Below are 18257 nucleotides of genomic sequence, written 5' to 3'. Positions count from 1 at the left end.
TAGTGTCTTTAATGAGGAAAAACCTTTGTTTTTCAAAATTAGGTGGTACCGCGTATATAATACGCCCTATGCAACAATAATGTTGTATAGGGTGTTTATTTTTTAATATTAATTTTAATAAAAATATTCTAAGCTTCGCAAATGGTTTTACTCCATCTGAAGCTTAGACAACAAATCAACTTTTTAACTTTATGTAAATCGCTTATTCATTTAAATATATGAATATGAGTTTCATTAATCCATTATCAAATATCATAGATAAGACAGATATGGAAAATTTGAAAATAAAATAGGAGGTATTCTTATGGAACAACAAGAATCAAAACAAGTAATTTTTAGTGGGATACAACCATCTGGAAATCTTACTTTAGGAAACTACTTAGGAGCATTAAAAAACTGGGTAAAACTTCAAGATGAATATGATTGTTATTTTTGTATAGTTGATTTACATGCTATAACTGTAAAACAAGAACCTAAAAATTTAAGAAGAAGGACTCTAGAACTTTTATCTATATATATAGCTGCAGGAATTGATCCTGATAGAAACACATTATTTATTCAATCTCATGTACCTGCTCACAGCGAACTTGGATGGCTTTTAAACTGTAATACATATATGGGTGAATTAGGTAGAATGACTCAATATAAAGACAAATCACAAAGATATGGTAACCATATAAGTGCTGGTCTTTTCAATTACCCTGTATTAATGGCTGCAGACATTTTGTTATATCAAGCTGATTTAGTTCCTGTAGGTGTAGACCAAAAACAACACCTAGAAATAACTCGTGATATAGCTGAAAGATTTAACAATGCATATAGCCCTACTTTCAAGATTCCTGATCCATACATTCCTGAAGCAGGAGCAAAAATTATGGACTTACAGGACCCTAGTAAAAAAATGTCTAAGTCTTCTGATAATCCTAATTCTTATATTTTAATTATGGATCCACCAGAAGTTATTAGAAAAAAAATAAGCAGAACTGTTACCGATAGTATCGGTATAGTTAAATACTCTGATGATCAACCAGGAATAAAGAATTTAATGACTATACTAAATGTAATTACTGGTAAATCTTTTGAAAAAATAGAAAAAGATTATGAAGGTCAGGGATATGCTCAGTTTAAAAATGATGTTGCAGAAGCAATAGTTTCTGAATTAGAGCCAATTCAAAAAAAAGTTAATGACTTAATTTCAGATAAAACTTACCTTGAAAATATATATAAGACTGGAGCAGAAAAAGCAAATTACATCGCTAATAAAACTCTTAGAAAAGTTCAAAAGAAAATAGGATTTATTCCGCGCTAGAATAATATTACAACGGAATGAGTAACGGCATAGAAATAGGTTTTTCTAAATATATGTAGTTATCCATTAAACCTTCAGAAGGCAAAGAAATACTAAAGGTGTATTATTCTAAAAATGCTACCCTCGCTATGGGGAGTCCATTCCCCAGCTCGGCTGTCGGAGTCCGTTCCGACAATTACGCATTTTTAGAAACCTACACCTTAAGTATTTCTAGTTGCTACTTCAAAGTTTAATTGACTAACTACATATATAAGAAAACCTTATTCCTATGCCTTGATTTTTCATGAATAATACAGTTTAAAATGTATATTGGGGAGAGATAGGAAGCCTAAAGGATGATTTTCTTCCTTATGTCAGAAAATCTTAAAACTAAATAGAAAGTATTTTAAAACAAACTATCAGTATTTAAAATTAAAAGGTTTATAATATATAATACTGTACTGATATAAATAGTATTTTAAAGTACATAAATCTATCTATATTCTCAATATCAATAATATTACTTTAATATTAAAGCTTATTACAGCCTACGGCTTAACATTTATTTTATTATGTAGAATATACTATAAATAAAAATGCTTAATTTAAAATTTAGTAATGTTTCCACCAGATACCGCTTTTAAGAGCTTATTAGCTCCTTTATTTAGACTAACTACAAAGAGCATAATGAAAAATTAATTTTTCATTATGCTCTTATTTTTTACTTAGTTGTAAGATTTTCTAACTTTAGGAGGAAAATCATCCTCTACTATTCTTTATTCTCTGTTCACTAGTCTCTACTCTAATATTACGTCGCAACATTATTATATTGTAATTTCCACCTCATAAGTTCCAGACTCAAAGTATGGAATTATTTTGTCTAACAACTCTTTTCCATCAATTTTAACCTTATTAGTATTACCTTTTATAACTTTTATAATATATTTACACTCTCCTTTAGTGTACTCAATCTCGAACTCTTTCCAGTCACTAGGTATACATGGTTCTACAGTAAAGCCTTTTTCGCCTTTAAATTTTAATCCCAATATTCCTTCAATACCAACTCTATACATCCATCCCGAAGTACCTGTATACCAACTCCAACCTCCCCTTCCAATATGAGGTTCTCTCCCATATACATCTGCTGTCATTACATAAGGTTCTACTTTATATCTTTCACATTCATAGTAGGATTTTGTATGGTTTATTGGATTTAACATATTATATACTTTTAATGCTTTATCTCCATAACCTAATTCTGTCATAGCTAAAACTACCCAAGTTGATGCATGAGTATATTGCCCTCCATTTTCACGTACTCCTGGGACATATCCCTTTATATATCCAGGTTCTTCTCTACCATTATCAAAAGGAGGCGTAAGTAAAAATACCATACCTATATCTTCTTTTATTAGATATTTTTCTAATGCATTCATAGCATCTTTAACTCTATTTTCATTGCCTGCTTTTGATATAATAGCCCATGATTGTGATAATGAATCTATTTGACATTCATCATTTTCTATTGATCCTAATGGAGTACCATCATCAAAATAAGCTCTCCTATACCAACTTCCATCCCATGCATTCTCCTCAAGATTTTCTCTTATAAACTCTTTCATTTCAGTATACCTTTCAGCTTTAGAAGAATCTTGTTTCCATTTACATATACCTTCAAAATTATCTAATATACTATATAAAAACCATCCTAACCATACACTTTCACCTTTTCCTTTATTACCTACTTCACTCATACCATCATTCCAGTCACCTGATCCCATTAATGGTATATTATGAGGTCCAAATTTTAATCCTCTTTCTATTGCTTTTATGCAATGCTCATAAATAGATCCTTTTGTATCTGAGCGTTTTGATATAGTATATCTTTCATCTTCACCTTCCTCTAAAGGCCTATCTTCTAAATAATAAGCTTCTTCATCAAGTATACTATAATCTCCAGTTCTATTTATATAATCTGCTGTAACATATGGAAGCCACAACAAATCATCAGAAAATCTAGTTCTTATACCACTATCAACTCCTGGATGCCACCAATGCTGAACATCTCCTTCTAAGAATTGCCTAGAAGCACTATATTTTATATGCTCTCTAGTCATTGATGGATCTACATATGCTACTGCCATCATATCTTGAAGCTGATCTCTAAATCCATATGCACCACCTGATTGATAAAAAGCACTCCTTGCCCAAATTCTACATACTATAGTCTGATATAAAAGCCATCCATTTAACAATATATCCATTGGTTTATTAGGTGTCTTAACTTTAATAGTATGAAGTAAATTTCTCCAATATTCTTTAACATTCTTAAGCTCATTTTCTGCACTACTTATATTTTCATATTTTAAAATTATTTCTTCTACTTTATCTAAACTATCATCTTCACCTAAAAGAATTAAAAGTGTTTTTTCTTCTCCCTGTTTTATTGTAAACTTTGTATTTTCACAAAGACATGGATCGTAACCTCCACCTGAAGTATTAGAAAGCGAAACTTTCTTTAAAGCTTCTGGATTTTCTATACTATTGCCTCTTCCTATAAATTCCTTTCTATTACCTGTAAAGTTCTCATCTTCGCCACCTATAATTTTTAAATAGGCATATAAATCTCCAAAATTTTGGCTATAGGGATTTTGAGCCCAAATATATTTTTTATCTTTATTTATAGAAGTTACTATATGAGTATACGTATGCTGTGGTACAACTCCTAATACAACTTGTGCATAATAAGTTAGCGAAAGATGTCTATCTTCATCAGAATTATTTTTCAAAGTAACTTTGCATAATTTAACATTCTCTTCTTTTGGAACAAACATAGCCATTTCTCCAATTATTCCATTATAATAATGTTTAAAATTGGAATATCCAAATCCATGCTCAATTATATATTCCTCATCATCTCTTATAGGTTTTGGTGTAATTGTCCATACATCTCCTGTTTCTTCATCTCTTAGATAAGCTATTTCTGAAGCTGGATCGCTTATCCAATCGTTTGACCAAGTTGTGATTTTATTTTCTCTACTGTTTTTATACCACGTATAAGCTGATCCATTCTCAGATACGTGAAAACCAAAATTTTTATTAGCTATAACATTTATCCAAGGGGCAGGAGTATTCTTTTCTCCTTTTATACTTATCACATACTTATCTTCTTCTAAGTCAAATCCACCAAATTCATTAAAATACTCAAGCTTATTCATAGGGAATTTGTAAGGTTTATATTTATATTCTTTCTCTAAAACAGGAAGTTCTTCAATATCTATATTTTCTTTACAATCTAATTTTACCTGACTTACAACAAGTCCGTTATCTCCTTCTATAACTAATCTAGAAATAGCTAACAATAACTCAATATCTTCTTTTTCCATAGTAGCTTTGTTATATAAAAATATTCCACCAGGTTTATTTTGTCTATCCCTAGCATGACTTGTTGCAATAATATCTCTTATAGAATCTTGTAAAGGTTGAGTATAAGCTGTTTCTTGTAAATTTAATATTACTAAATCAACTTTTAACCCTTTTATACTCCAAAATTCATGAGCATTTAACATTTGTCTTACTGCTTCTTTATGTTTCTCTTCCTTTATAACAACGAGGACAATAGGTAAATCTCCTGAAATTCCATACTTCCATAAATCTTGCTGCCCTCTTTTTACATTCATTATATATTGAGCACGCCTTTCGCATAATGGGCTTAAGAATAATATTCTAGACGCCATTACTTGGTAAAGGTTAGCTTGTGGAGATTTTATGCCTAAATATTGCATATCTACTGTATTTTGTGTTAAAGCTAGTTCAAATACTCTATTAACATTATTTATATCTCTATACTTATTTGAGATTTCAATAGCATTTTCTCTAGAGTCAGTAACTGCTGTAGTATAAGCAATTACACATGTCTTACCAGGTTCTATTTTGATTCTCTTCCTTATACTTATTATAGGATCAAGTACTGCTCCTGTTGTATTTTGCAAAGGAGTATCTCCTTCCATAGACGTTGGGGATGATAGACTTTTTCCCCTTCCTATAAAATTAACTCTACTAGTTTCATACTGTACATTTCCTATTTCATTTCCTTCTACAATAACAGTTTGAACTACAAAAGGTTTATTTTGTCCTTTAGCTCTTGGTCTTCTATTTCCAATTATACACTCAGGATTTGAAACAAATTCTGTTCTAATAAAAAGATTACTAAAAGATGGATGAACTATATCTGCATTTAATGGAGCTAAAGTTATTTCACAATAGCTAGTTATTTCTATTATCTTATCCTCTCCTCCATGGTTTGTAATAGAAATTCTTCTCAATTCAGCATCTTCCTCATTAGATACTGCAATTTCCATATAAGTTGAAAATTCTTTATCTTCTCTTTTAAATTCTGCTTTATCTAATGAGAAAATAACTTCATACCTATCTCCTTCTGTTTTACACGGTTCATAAGCTGCGCTAAAATATTCATTTCTTTTAACATCCTTTATATAAAAAAACATACCGCTACTATCTAAAGTTACATCTTCTTTCCACCTATAAACTGTCATATCATCTTTTTTGCCATATCCACTTCCACTATTTGAAACCATTAAAGAATATCTTCCATTAGACAATAAATGAACTTCTGGAATAATAGTCTTTGCTGTATTATATTTTCTTGATATTATATTCTGTTTATCATAATTTCTATCTGATGCTTCAAATTTATGTTCTCTTTCATATATTATTCTATTTGGAACTTTTTCTTGAAGTAATAGTTCAGTAGCCTTTACTTCAGAAATATTATGAAACCGTTCTTGTAAAATATTCTTGTTTAATACATTATCTAAAGCCATTAAACTCATTCCTTCATGATGAACCATAAAACATTTAACTATTGGTTTTTTGTTATCTTTAGGAATTCTTTCTTTAGTATAGTCTATAGCTTCATATAATCCATATCTTCCTTCCAACCCCTCACCTATAAGTCTTTTTATATTCTCTAATGATGATTTTAAATCTACTTGTAAAGCCATAAGTGTAGAATAAGGAGATATTACAAGCTCATTCTTAAGGCCTCTTTTTAAACCGATTCCAGGTATTCCAAAAGCTTTGTACTGATAATTTTTACTTACATCAAAACTTCTAAAAGCCGATTCCGATATTCCCCATGGTACATTCTTTCTTCTGCAATATTTTTTTTGACCTTCTATTACAGACTTATATGTTACATCTAGCAATGTACCTGGATAGGACTTCATAATAAGTAAAGGCATTAAATATTCAAACATAGTTCCACTCCAAGAAACTAGACCTTTATTTCTTCCCATTATAGCCATAGCTCTTCCTAGATTAAACCAGTGTTTCTGATCAACATCACCCTTTGCTATAGCAACAAAACTAGCCTGCCTTGCTTCTGAAGCCAATAAATCATAATAACTTTTTCCAAGACTATCTTTCTCAATATCATAACCTATAGAAAATAGTCCCCTTTTTTTATCATAAAGCATCCTAAAATCTGTGTCCTTAATTATTGCATTAACTCTTTTTCTAACGCCATCAATATCTAACAATAATTTTTCTACTTTATCCTTACTACTTTTTAATAGTGCCCCTGTTTCTTTTTTTAATTTACGATAAGTCTTTAATATATTATCAACTTCGCACTGAAAGTAATTTAATCTAGTTTTTGATGCTAAATAACTTAAACTTTCACATAATTCTTTTGTTTCGTCATTTTTGTCATCTATAGAATCTACCCATGGTAAAAATTCTTTTATTTCTTCTAAAGCCATATTAACAAAATGTTTTAACTTACCATTCCAATAAAGCTCATTACATTTATCTGAATTCTCTAATTGGTTAATTTTGCCTAAAATCCTCAAAAGAAAATTTCTCCAAAAAATAACATCAAACTTGCTAGTTTCAATTTCTTCTATATATTCTTTATAAAAATCTTTTAATTGTGAAACCTTCTCTAATTCTTCATTAGCTAAATAAATGGTATCCTTTATACCATCTACCATGCTCATATTTAGTAAAGACATATTTTTATATTGATGTAAATTTTCTGATAAAAGCCATAAATATCCTACCAAATTACCACTATCTACTGTTGAAATATACTTAGGATAAAGCGGTTCTAAAGTCCTAGTATCATACCAGTTATAAAAATGTCCTCCATATTTATTTAACTTATCCATTCCATCTAAAATATTTTTTAGTCTTTCAATATTCTCTTTTATACCTATATAACCCAAGTCATAAGCTACTAAATTTGATGTAAGTCCCATAGCTATGTTCGTAGGAGATGTTCTTGATGCAATCCCATTTGAAGGATCTTCCTGAAAATTATCTGGTGCTAGCCAGTTTTCCTCTTCATTCACAAAATCTTCAAAGTAGGCCCATATCTTTCTTGACATTCTTCTTAGTATTTTTTCTTCTTCATCTGTAAAGTTCTCACTTCTAACTTTAAATTCCTTGCTTATATAATAAGCTATATATGGACTTATAAACCATAAAATACAAGAAGGCATCATAAGTAATCCTGAGTTTAGCGACTTTAAAAAAGCTAAAATAAGTATAGCTACAGAAATTAAGCTTCCTTGCCACATAGCCATTACATAATCCTTTATTTCTTTGCCAGATTTAGCCTCAGCATCAGCAGCAGTTTGCCACTCTAAAAGGTTTTTCTTGCTTATATACAATCTATATAAAGTTCTAACTATAGCATCAATCATCAAATATGCTCTATATGGTAAAAAACAAAATATTAAAAATACTTGTTCTAACGCTATTTTACGATTGTTTATTTGACCTGACAAATTTAAACCTCTTACTGGAGATGTTACTGTTTCAGTAACATCAAAAAGTAATGGTGTTATTAAAGCCAATATAGCAGCAATTATCCATTTATCTGTTCCATCAGGTAAAATATTAAATGATAGTGCAATTAGAATTATTATAGCTGGCGCAATTAAGCTTCTTCTTAAATTATCAAGCATTTTAAACTTAGACAGAGGTTTAAGAGACTCTTTATTTCTAAGCCAAGGAATTAATTGCCAATCTCCTCTAACCCATCTATGAAGCCTTTTAGAACTAGCATTATAATAAGCTGGATAACCATCTATTAATTGAATATCTGTAACTAAAGCACATCTAGTATATTCACCTTCTATTAAATCATGGCTTAATATAGAGTTTTCCGGAATCTCTTCATCAATCATATAATTAAAATTATCTATGTGGTATATACCTTTTCCAGTAAAGATACCTTCTTTAAACAAATCTTGATATACATCAGATACTGCCGTTGTATATATATCTATACCTGTTTCGCCTGAAAAAATTTTTGAGAATAGCGTTTTATTTGCACTTATTGTGCTTACTCCTATTCTAGGCTGCATTAGTCCATATCCTCTATACACACGCTTTCTATTCTTTTCTATATGAGGTACATTTAAAACATGTGCCATTGCACCTATTAATTTTCTTGCACTATCTCTTGGAAGAACAGTATCAGAATCCAACGTAATAATGTATTTTGATTTTTTTAATTCCTTTATATCACCACTAATTACATCATAACTTGTATTTTCATCTCCTCTTATGAGTTTATTAAACTCCATAAGTTTCCCACGTTTTCTCTCCCATCCAAGCCATATTTCTTCTTTCTCATTATATTGTCTATATCTACTAAAAAAATAAAATATATCATCTCTATTTTGGGCATATTTTTCATTTAATTTCCTTATTTCTTTTAAAGCAGTTTCAACTACCTCTTTATCCCCTTCTTCTTCTTTGCTTTTACCATCCTTAAAATCGCTTAAGAGAGCAAAATATAAATTTTCATCAGAATTAGCTAAAAAATAAACCTCCATATTTTCTACTAACTCTTTAGCCTTTTTAGAATTATTTATTATTGTAGGAATAACAACTATAGTCCTATTTTCTTCTCCTATTCCATTTATCAACTCTAATTTAGGAATAAAATCAGGATCAATTAAATGATTGACACTCCAATTTAGAATTGATATAACAATCTCACTACATGGTATTAAAAGAACTATAGCCGCTATGATATATCTCCAAAGTTGTCTCTCGGAATCATTAAAATAACTGAGAGACATGAATATAGACATTATAAGAATAGTAAAAAAAACTATCGTACCTATATAGTATAAAACAGCATTTTTTTTAATATTTTCTTTAAATGTGCATATTCCCTTTTTATAGAACTCTGATTTTTTCTTTAAACATTCTAACCCATCATCAAAAATATAGTATCCTACATGTTTTCTATACTCTTCTCCCTTTATTTCTTCTGCCTCTTCAGCACATTCAATAGCTTTTTTTGCTATAAATGATTCTGGTTTTTTTATTTTTTTAGATAATATTTCTATCATATGTCTATAATAATCTCTAGACTCAAAATCCATTTTAGGATAAATTTGTGCAGGATCTTTTCTTAATACATTCTCTACAACGCTAAGTTTTTCAAAACTTTCTCTCCAATTTAATGCCTCTATTTCTCTAATGGAATTGATAGAATTTCCTATAGAAAATTGAAATTTAGCTTGCTTTTGGTGTTCTAAATTTATCACCTTTTCTGTATTCGTCTCTTCAATTTCTAGCTTCTCATCTATCCACTCATATACAGATTGAGTATCAATACCATTATCTCTTAAAATTTTCAATAATCTTTCAGTAAAATGAACTGTGAATTTTACATCTTCCTTAACCAAATTCTCCATTTCTTCTTCAATTCTATTATCTCCTAAAGCATCTATTAATCTATTTGAAATATGATCTGCTCTTCTTTTTTCTTCTTGAGAAAAAACAATATTTTGTGTTATATTTCCTATGTTTTGTATTAATGCTATTCTAAGCATTATCGGTAAAGCCCATAATTCTCCGCTAGATAAAATAGTATTGCTCTGGTACGCTTTTATAAATCTTTCAACGGTATCTTCATCTATTCTTCCATCTGTATGAGATACTAACTCAACAGCAATGTGATATATCCTTGGATACCCCTTCATCATTCCTTTACTAATAACAGGCAAATGTTTATAATACTTATTTGGCATATTATACTTGATATGTTTATATTCTTTTTCTATAAGGTACAAATTATCTAAAAGCCATTCAGCAGCAGGTGGTACATCCTTTTTATATTTTGCATTATCCTCTATGTATTCATATCCTTTTATAATATTTTCATAGCTTTTGTCTAGACTTTTAATAAGTTTTCTTCTAGAACTTGCTCTTTTTTCATTAGAAGAATTGTTTGATATGTCTAACGCATGTTTATCAAGTTCTTCTTTATTTATATCTATTACTGGAAAATCATATAAAATATTTTCATCTTTTTCGCTATTTTCATAAAACAAAATATACTGTAATACAATTATTACTATAGCTATAACTAGTAAAATATACTGCATTTCCGTCACTCCTTTGTTACCTTTATCATATTTAATTCAAAAATTAATGCCTAAGATATTGTTCCCGGAAATAGCTAATATTAAACAAAAAATTAAATAAAGGATATATTCTGAAAAAGCTCAGAATATATCCTTTATTTGTTTAATATATTTTATTGAATTTGACTGACTTTGTTAATAAATACTTTCTTCATTTGAAATTAAATCTTCATAAGTTTCACGTCTACATATAACTTTAGCATCATTATTCTTAATTAAAACTACAGCCGCCCTAGGTATTTTATTATAATTGCTTGCCATAGAATATCCATAAGCTCCAGTAGTTAAAACAGCTAATATATCTCCACTTTCAGTTTTCGGTATATACACATCATTTAATAATATATCTCCAGACTCACAACATTTACCTGAAATAGTTACTTTCTCTTCATTTGAATAAGATACTTTATTCGCTACTAAGCACTCATATCCTGCATTATATAAAGCTGGTCTTATATTATCAGTCATTCCTCCATCAACCGAAACGTACTTTCTTACTTCAGGTATATCCTTTATAGAACCTACAGTATACAAAGTTGTACCCGCATTTCCAATAATAGACCTACCTGGCTCTATTGTAAGTATAGGTAATTTCATATCAAGTTCTTCTGCTTTCTTATAGGCTTCTTCTAATATAGCATTGCAAAATTGCTCTGGTTCCCTCGGATCATCTCCATCTTGATAATATATTCCAAATCCTCCGCCTAAATCTAATTCCTTAATTTCATATCCTAATTTTTCTTTTACTTCTTTAATTAATTCTAACATTATATTAACTTCATCACGATAAGGCTGAATATCAAAAATTTGAGAACCTATATGACAATGAAATCCCATAAGCTCTATATTTTCAAGTAAGTTTGCTCTTTCCACTGCCTTAATTGTTTCATCTTGAAGTAAAGTAAACCCAAACTTAGAATCTATTTGTCCTGTTTTAATGTAATCATGAGTATGAGCTTCGATTCCTGGTGTAATCCTTAAAAGTATTTTTTGTTTTTTATTAAGTTCTTTGGCTATTTCATTTATTTTTTCAATTTCATAAAAATTGTCAACAACAAATCTTCCAACACCTAATTTAATCCCCATTTCAATCTCATCAATAGTCTTATTGTTACCATGAAAATATATATTTTCCATAGGAAATTTGCTTTTATAAGCTGTATAAAGTTCCCCACCTGATACTACATCAAGACAAAGCCCTTCTTCAGCAATAATTTCACACATAGCCATTGTTAAAAATGCTTTTCCTGCATAAGCTACCCTGTTAACTCCATCTACAGCTTTAAAACTATTATAGTATCGTCTGCAATTTTCACGTATAAGTTGTTCATCCATAACATATAGCGGTGTTCCAAATTCTTTTGATAAATTAACTGTACTGATTTCTCCAATGTATAATTCATCATTTATTACCTTCATACTTCCAAATAATCTCATATTTTTAGCCCCCATTTCAAAATACTTATAATTTAAACTCTTCAGCTACAATTTTTATTGCCTTATTTTTATCATTTTGATTTATAGTACATGTTATTCTAATTTCCGATGTTGTTATCATCTTGACTTCTATGCTATTCTCACTAAACAACTTAAACATTCTTGATGCTACCCCAGAAGTTGTTTTCATACCTATACCAACAATAGAAAATTTAGTTATATTACTATCTATTGCAATATTTTTTTCTTCTGAAAAGTTTTTAATTATATCCATGCATTCTTTTTCTTCATCTTTTGGTATAGTAAAAGATACATTTACTTTACCATTTACAGGAGAAGTCTGACTTATCATATCTATATTAATTTTTCTATTAGCAACTGTTTCAAATAAACTAGAAAGTATATTTATATTAGCATCTATCTCCTTTAAAGTTACTGCAATATCATCATCACTTGTAGCAAGTCCTGTAACTGGTTTACTCTCTAAATTCATTTTATTTCCCCCTTTAATAATTGTGCCCTTAATATTGCCATTGCTTAATCCAACATATACAGGAATATCATATTTTTGAGCTAATTCTATAGAACGAGAATGCATAACTTGCGCTCCTAGACTTGATAATTCTAACATCTCTTCATAATCTATAAAATCTAGCTTTTGTGCATTTTTATATTTTCTTGGATCCACACTGTATATTCCATCAACATCAGTATAAATTTCACAAATACCATTTAACTTTACTGCCAAAGCAACAGCTGTAGTATCTGAACCTCCTCTACCTAAAGTAGTTATATCTCCCCATTCATTTATCCCCTGAAAACCTGCTACTATTATGATCTTACCCTTTTTAATACTACTAATTATTTTTTTTGACTCTATGTCATCTATTAAACATTTACCATACTGCCCCTTTGTTTTTATACCTATTTGATATGCTGTATAGCTTACAGAATCATATCCTAAGTCTTTAATAGCCATAGATAAAAGAGCTGCACTCATCATTTCTCCTGTTGACATCAAGACATCTAATTCTCTTTTGTCTGGATTATTAGCTATATTTTTAGCTAAAGATATCAAATCATCTGTAGTATCTCCCATAGCAGAAACAACAACTACTAAATCGTCCCCTTTATTTTTTCTATTTACTAATGTTTTGGCAATATTTTTAATTTTTTCTGTAGTTGCAACAGAACTTCCTCCATATTTTTGTACAATCATAGCCATATTTTATGCCCCCCATGTGATATGATGTACCTAGGCATCTTAATTCATTTCAAATATAATTATTTATTACGTGCATATAATGTAATATAAATTAGTTTTGAAAATAAAAAAAAATAATTGCAGCAAGGAACACTCTTGCTGCAATTATTTAACAATAATATGTATATAATCTCCGCAATCAGTGTACCCTGTAGCTCTCCACACAATTAATTGCATGACAGCATTACACATATTTTGTGCAACCCCAGAAAGTAAATTTACCAATTTACTTTCTTCGGCTGTAATTCCTTTCTCTAAATATCATCATCTGTCGACTTCAAATAGATACTATTAATTACAGCACCTCTACCCTAGGTAACTAATCTTTATTAAATTGTACTTAGTTTAACATAGGTTTTATAATTATGCAATACTTTAAAATATTAAATTTTAAAATTAAAGTAATCTGTTAAGAATATGCACCATATGAAGTATAATAATATTAGACTATGGTTTGAAAATTTCCAATTTACTTATATTTGTTTAAAGGTACTAAATTTACTATAAATTATATAGGAGTATATAAATGAATAAAAGAGAAGAATTACTATCAAAAGGAAATATCAATAATTCACTTTTAAAATTAGCTTTGCCTGCTACAATAGCTATGATTGTAAACGCTTTATATAACATCGTAGATACTATTTTTATAGGCAGAGGAGTAGGTACTCTTGGCATAGCTGGAATAGCTATACAACTTCCTATTCAAATAATTATTTTATCCTTTTCTCTTTTAATTGGAATAGGTTCTTCTTCAATGATATCAAGAAACCTTGGGAAAAAAGACTTAGAAAAAATAAATTATATAGCAGGTAATTCTTTTTTCTGCGTAAGTATTTTAGGTATAATTTTTTCTATCTTAGGTTATACATTCACTTCGCCAATAATAACCTTCTTTGGAGCAACAGATAATATATTTCCTTATGCAAAAGATTATGCAAAAATAATGTTTATTGGAAGCTTATATTTTCCATTTTGTGTTTCATGCAACAATATAATAAGATCTGAAGGAAATGCAAAAGATGCAATGATATCAATGATAATAGGATTCTTATTAAACATATTTTTAGACTATATCTTTATATTTAAATTATATATGGGAATCAAAGGAGCTGCTATAGCCACTATTCTGTCTAAACTAGGTTCTTTTATTTATATACTATCTTATCTAAAAAGTAATAAAACCAGCTTAAAAATACATCCTAAATACCTTATACCTCAAAAGAATATTATCAAGGAAATTATAGGTATAGGATTTTCCGCGTTTGCTGTTCAAGTATCTGGAAGCATTGTTACAATTTTTTTAAACCATATTCTAGGATTATATGGTGGCGATTTAGCTATTGCAGTTTATGGAATAATATACAAGGTAACTTTGTTATTATTTATGCCCATTAATGGAATTATTCAAGGTATGCAACCTATAGTTGGATATAATTTTGGCTGTAATAATATACCTAGAATAAAGAAAACTATTAGACTTGTAATAATTTATACAACTATTATCACCTCTTTAGGTGTTGTTTTTGGAGAATTATTCCCTAGTGGAATAATCAAACTATTTAATAATGATCCTTCTCTACTCTCTCATGGTGTTAAGGCCTTACGAATAGTTATATTGGCAACACCTCTCTTAGGCATACAAATGACAGGATTAGGCCTTTCACAAGCTTTAGGTGAAGCTCTTACTTCATTTATTCTTTCTATATTGAGACAAGTAATATTATTTATTCCTCTAGTCTTAATATTACCCGAAATGTACAATCTCAACATAACTGGAGTATGGTTATCTTTTCCTTTAGCTGATATATTATCTGTTATTATTACTTTGCCTATATTAAAGAGACAACTAAAAAAGCTTAATGTATATTATAATTACGAATTGTAATTTTAAAGTAACTAAATTTTGGAGAACTCATATAATACTAATGTACAAAAATCATTTATGAGGTGTATTTATGGAAACATACTCCATGTATTGTATGAACTCAGATCAATCTAAAGAAGCAAAGGATTCTATGCAAGGTATGTCATCAATGCATGCTATGCAACCAATTCAATCCATGCATGATATACAATCAATGTGCCCTATGCAACCAATGCAATCTATGCATAATATGCAGTCTATGTGTCCTATGCAACCAATGCAGTCTATGCATGCTATGCAGTCTATGTGTCCTATGCAACCAATGCAATCTATGCATGCTATGCAGTCTATGTGTCCTATGCAACCAATGCAATCTATGCATGCTATGCAGTCTATGTGTCCTATGCAACCAATGCAATCTATGCAGCATGCTATGCAGTCTATGTGTCCTATGCAACCAACGCAACCTATGCAGCATGCTATGCATTCTATGTGTCCTATGCAACCAACGCAACCAATGCATGCTATGCAATCAATGCACTGTATGCATGCTATGGGATCATACGATATGGATATGAATGATGATGATTATGATGATTAAATATTAATTTCATTGTTATGTAAAAATGCGAGCAAATTACTTTGCTCACATTTTTTACACATTTAATTCTTGTATAATATTTCTCTGATTTATTTGATTCATTAAATATTTATCTTTCAAATTTTTATAAATCTTTTCTATTAAAGGATACATACAAACATTTTTAAAATCACAGTCTTTACAATTCCAACATTTTATCTGTCCATATTGCGTAAAAATATTTTTTTCATTGTTAAAAATCATCATAATCTCTTTAACCATCATGTCTGGATAAAACTTACATAATATATCGAGTATACTATTCTCACTCAGATTATCTATACGTGTTCCTATATAATCTCTAACACATTTATAATACGTTTGTATATTATCATTATAAGAATCGGTTTTAACATAACTTAAATACTTATCAAGTTGTTTGTACGCCTCATAAAACCTACCCATTTTATAGTATATAGCACATAAAAATAAATCTATATTTGAATAGTACCAAGAAAATAATTTATTTACAGGAATACTCAATAGTTCTGTTATAGAAGCATATCTACTATACTGTATTTCATTAAAGTAACTAACTAGTTCCTGTAACTCTTTTTCAGATATCTTATCTAAATTTCTAATATACAATTTAATTTCATTGTATTTAGAATATTGTTGTATTGTATCCAAATCATCTATTACTTCAATTTCACTAAATCTTGGAATAATTATATGGTAACTAGGAAAACCTAAATATGACACATCTCTAATCAAAATATCATAGCCTTTATTTTTTAATAGGTTAATCATATACCTTAATAATTCTTTGTTGGTACTATCCACTTTAATATCATGAAGCTTTTTAAATTCATAAGTAAACTCATTGCTAAACAATTCTGTAGGATATATTCCAGATCCATTAGTAAGTATATTTATTAAATTTTGCTCATCATCTTTAATCTCACTTTTATAAGATAAACTTTTTAGTCCCATCATGTTGTGTATATCTTGTCCTTGTAAAAGTTCTGTTAAAGTTCTTTCTACGGCAATTTCAAATATAGGATGTGAACCAAACTTTATAAAATAGTCTTGGCTATCTTTATTTATAAATATTATTCCTACAACAGGATATCCTTTTTCTAAAGAGCAATCCTTAATAATAACTTTAAAATTTCCTCTACTTTCTATTTCTTTAATCATAGAAAAAATTTTAGGAAAATTTTTTAGATAACTCACTGGAATAGTTGGTGGTATTATCTTTTCTTTTATAATAGCTTTATTAACAACCCTTTCAAAAATTTCAGATAACCCTTGAATGAGCGCCTCTTCGATAGTATTTCCAGCACACATACCATTAGACATATACATTTTTGAAATCATTTTTATAGGTATATAAGAAATTTTACCACTTACTAAATTTATATATGGCAAACATGCAAAATCAGAAGATACTTTTTCATATGAAACTCCTAACCACTTCTCTAATAATTCCTTTTTATCTATTGTATTATCTAAGTTATTTAATTGTATTCTAATCCACTCATCTTTACTATTTAATAATTCTTCAATAGTACAATATCTTTCATCAGGAGCATAATAGAATCCTTTATACTTTAATGCTTCTTCGCTCATATCCAAAGATAGTTTAAAAAAAGTTCCATTTTGCAATCTTTCCATAAATTCTCCATAGGCACTAGCTAATGCATATTCTTTAGTAACACCTTTTCCATTAGTTCCTAAATTAGTATTTTCTACCGATACTCTTACAGAATAAAATCCATTTGCGGAATTTTTCCATTCACTTTCAGTAGTTAAAATATCTAAATTTCCTAGTATATCTCTAATCCTATTTATTGTGTTTAATGGTAGATCATCTTTATATTCCCTATCACATAATGAATCATTCATATAAATATTTTCCATCTCCATATTATTTATTGTCATATAAAGTATACTTTTTGCATTCATTAAATATAACTTCTTTAATTTCGACTAGATTTTATATTAACTTTATAAATTCTATTAACTACACAGCAACTTCATTATTATGCATTTCAAATTTTTAATTACCTAGATTTCGTACAAATATAAAAATTATATTTTCATATAATTACCTGTTAATATTATTCAATATATTCCATAGTCGCCTAGATTTTTAGGCGGAGCCTACTGGAATAATTCCACAGAATTAAATTTGACAACACTAAATAAAAGTAAAATACCATTTACTGTTTTGGATAATATTACATTAATTAATTTATTGTATTTAACTTCATATGTTAAGTTTTAATTGTATATATTTAGGGGTATAGAGTGCGTTAGCAATTAGTTTTGCCAGTTTTGTTATG

The 18257-nt window shown here is 29.0% G+C and carries 7 protein-coding genes, 1 riboswitch and 1 other annotated feature (1 of these 9 running past the window's edge); of the genes, 3 read left to right on the top strand and 4 right to left on the bottom strand.

Annotated features, from left to right (window positions below; translation table 11 throughout):
- Positions 1 to 72: a binding site (T-box leader), on the top strand (it extends 167 nt beyond the left edge of the window).
- Positions 73 to 304: 232 nt separating this feature from the next.
- Complete coding sequence (trpS, locus tag OW729_RS09865) at positions 305 to 1309, top strand: tryptophan--tRNA ligase (RefSeq protein WP_268061333.1); 1005 nt, start codon at positions 305 to 307, stop codon at positions 1307 to 1309.
- A gap of 803 nt (positions 1310 to 2112) precedes the next feature.
- Here trpS and OW729_RS09860 read toward each other — a convergent pair.
- The 3 genes from OW729_RS09860 to OW729_RS09850 all read right to left on the bottom strand — a co-directional run bounded on the left by OW729_RS09860 (position 2113) and on the right by OW729_RS09850 (position 13423).
- On the bottom strand, positions 2113 to 10722 hold the full coding sequence (locus OW729_RS09860; RefSeq protein ID WP_268061332.1) for a GH36-type glycosyl hydrolase domain-containing protein: 8610 nt from the start codon (positions 10720 to 10722) through the stop codon (positions 2113 to 2115).
- Positions 10723 to 10896: 174 nt separating this feature from the next.
- A complete protein-coding gene (gene lysA / locus OW729_RS09855; RefSeq protein ID WP_268061331.1) occupies positions 10897 to 12198 on the bottom strand; it encodes a diaminopimelate decarboxylase in 1302 nt (433 codons plus the stop codon).
- A gap of 25 nt (positions 12199 to 12223) precedes the next feature.
- Entirely contained in the window at positions 12224 to 13423 is a 1200-nt protein-coding gene (locus OW729_RS09850) for an aspartate kinase (protein WP_268061330.1), read from the bottom strand.
- A 183-nt stretch (positions 13424 to 13606) separates the two neighbouring features.
- A riboswitch (Lysine riboswitch) is annotated at positions 13607 to 13779 on the bottom strand.
- A 209-nt stretch (positions 13780 to 13988) separates the two neighbouring features.
- Here OW729_RS09850 and OW729_RS09845 point away from each other — a divergent pair.
- Together OW729_RS09845 and OW729_RS09840 are read left to right on the top strand one after the other, a co-directional pair.
- Positions 13989 to 15350, top strand: coding sequence for an MATE family efflux transporter (locus OW729_RS09845; protein ID WP_268061329.1), 1362 nt, complete (start codon positions 13989 to 13991; stop codon positions 15348 to 15350).
- 70 nt (positions 15351 to 15420) lie between these two features.
- Positions 15421 to 15930, top strand: coding sequence for a hypothetical protein (locus OW729_RS09840; RefSeq protein WP_268061328.1), 510 nt, complete (start codon positions 15421 to 15423; stop codon positions 15928 to 15930).
- A gap of 54 nt (positions 15931 to 15984) precedes the next feature.
- On the opposite strand, the gene OW729_RS09835 is transcribed toward OW729_RS09840, so the two are convergent.
- Complete coding sequence (locus tag OW729_RS09835; protein WP_268061327.1) at positions 15985 to 17877, bottom strand: YcaO-like family protein; 1893 nt, start codon at positions 17875 to 17877, stop codon at positions 15985 to 15987.
- Between the last annotated feature and the right edge of the window lie 380 nt (positions 17878 to 18257).

The organism is Clostridium brassicae, assembly GCF_026738875.1.
GTDB lineage: Bacteria > Bacillota > Clostridia > Clostridiales > Clostridiaceae > Clostridium_H > Clostridium_H brassicae.
This window is presented reverse-complemented; position numbering and strand designations above follow the sequence as displayed.

Coding starts and splice junctions, on each gene's coding strand:
- trpS (WP_268061333.1), top strand. CDS start 305: ATGGAACAACAAGAATCAAAACAAGTAATTTTTAGTGGGATACAACCA.
- OW729_RS09860 (WP_268061332.1), bottom strand. CDS start 10,722: ATGCAGTATATTTTACTAGTTATAGCTATAGTAATAATTGTATTACAG.
- lysA (WP_268061331.1), bottom strand. CDS start 12,198: ATGAGATTATTTGGAAGTATGAAGGTAATAAATGATGAATTATACATT.
- OW729_RS09850 (WP_268061330.1), bottom strand. CDS start 13,423: ATGGCTATGATTGTACAAAAATATGGAGGAAGTTCTGTTGCAACTACA.
- OW729_RS09845 (WP_268061329.1), top strand. CDS start 13,989: ATGAATAAAAGAGAAGAATTACTATCAAAAGGAAATATCAATAATTCA.
- OW729_RS09840 (WP_268061328.1), top strand. CDS start 15,421: ATGGAAACATACTCCATGTATTGTATGAACTCAGATCAATCTAAAGAA.
- OW729_RS09835 (WP_268061327.1), bottom strand. CDS start 17,877: ATGAATGCAAAAAGTATACTTTATATGACAATAAATAATATGGAGATG.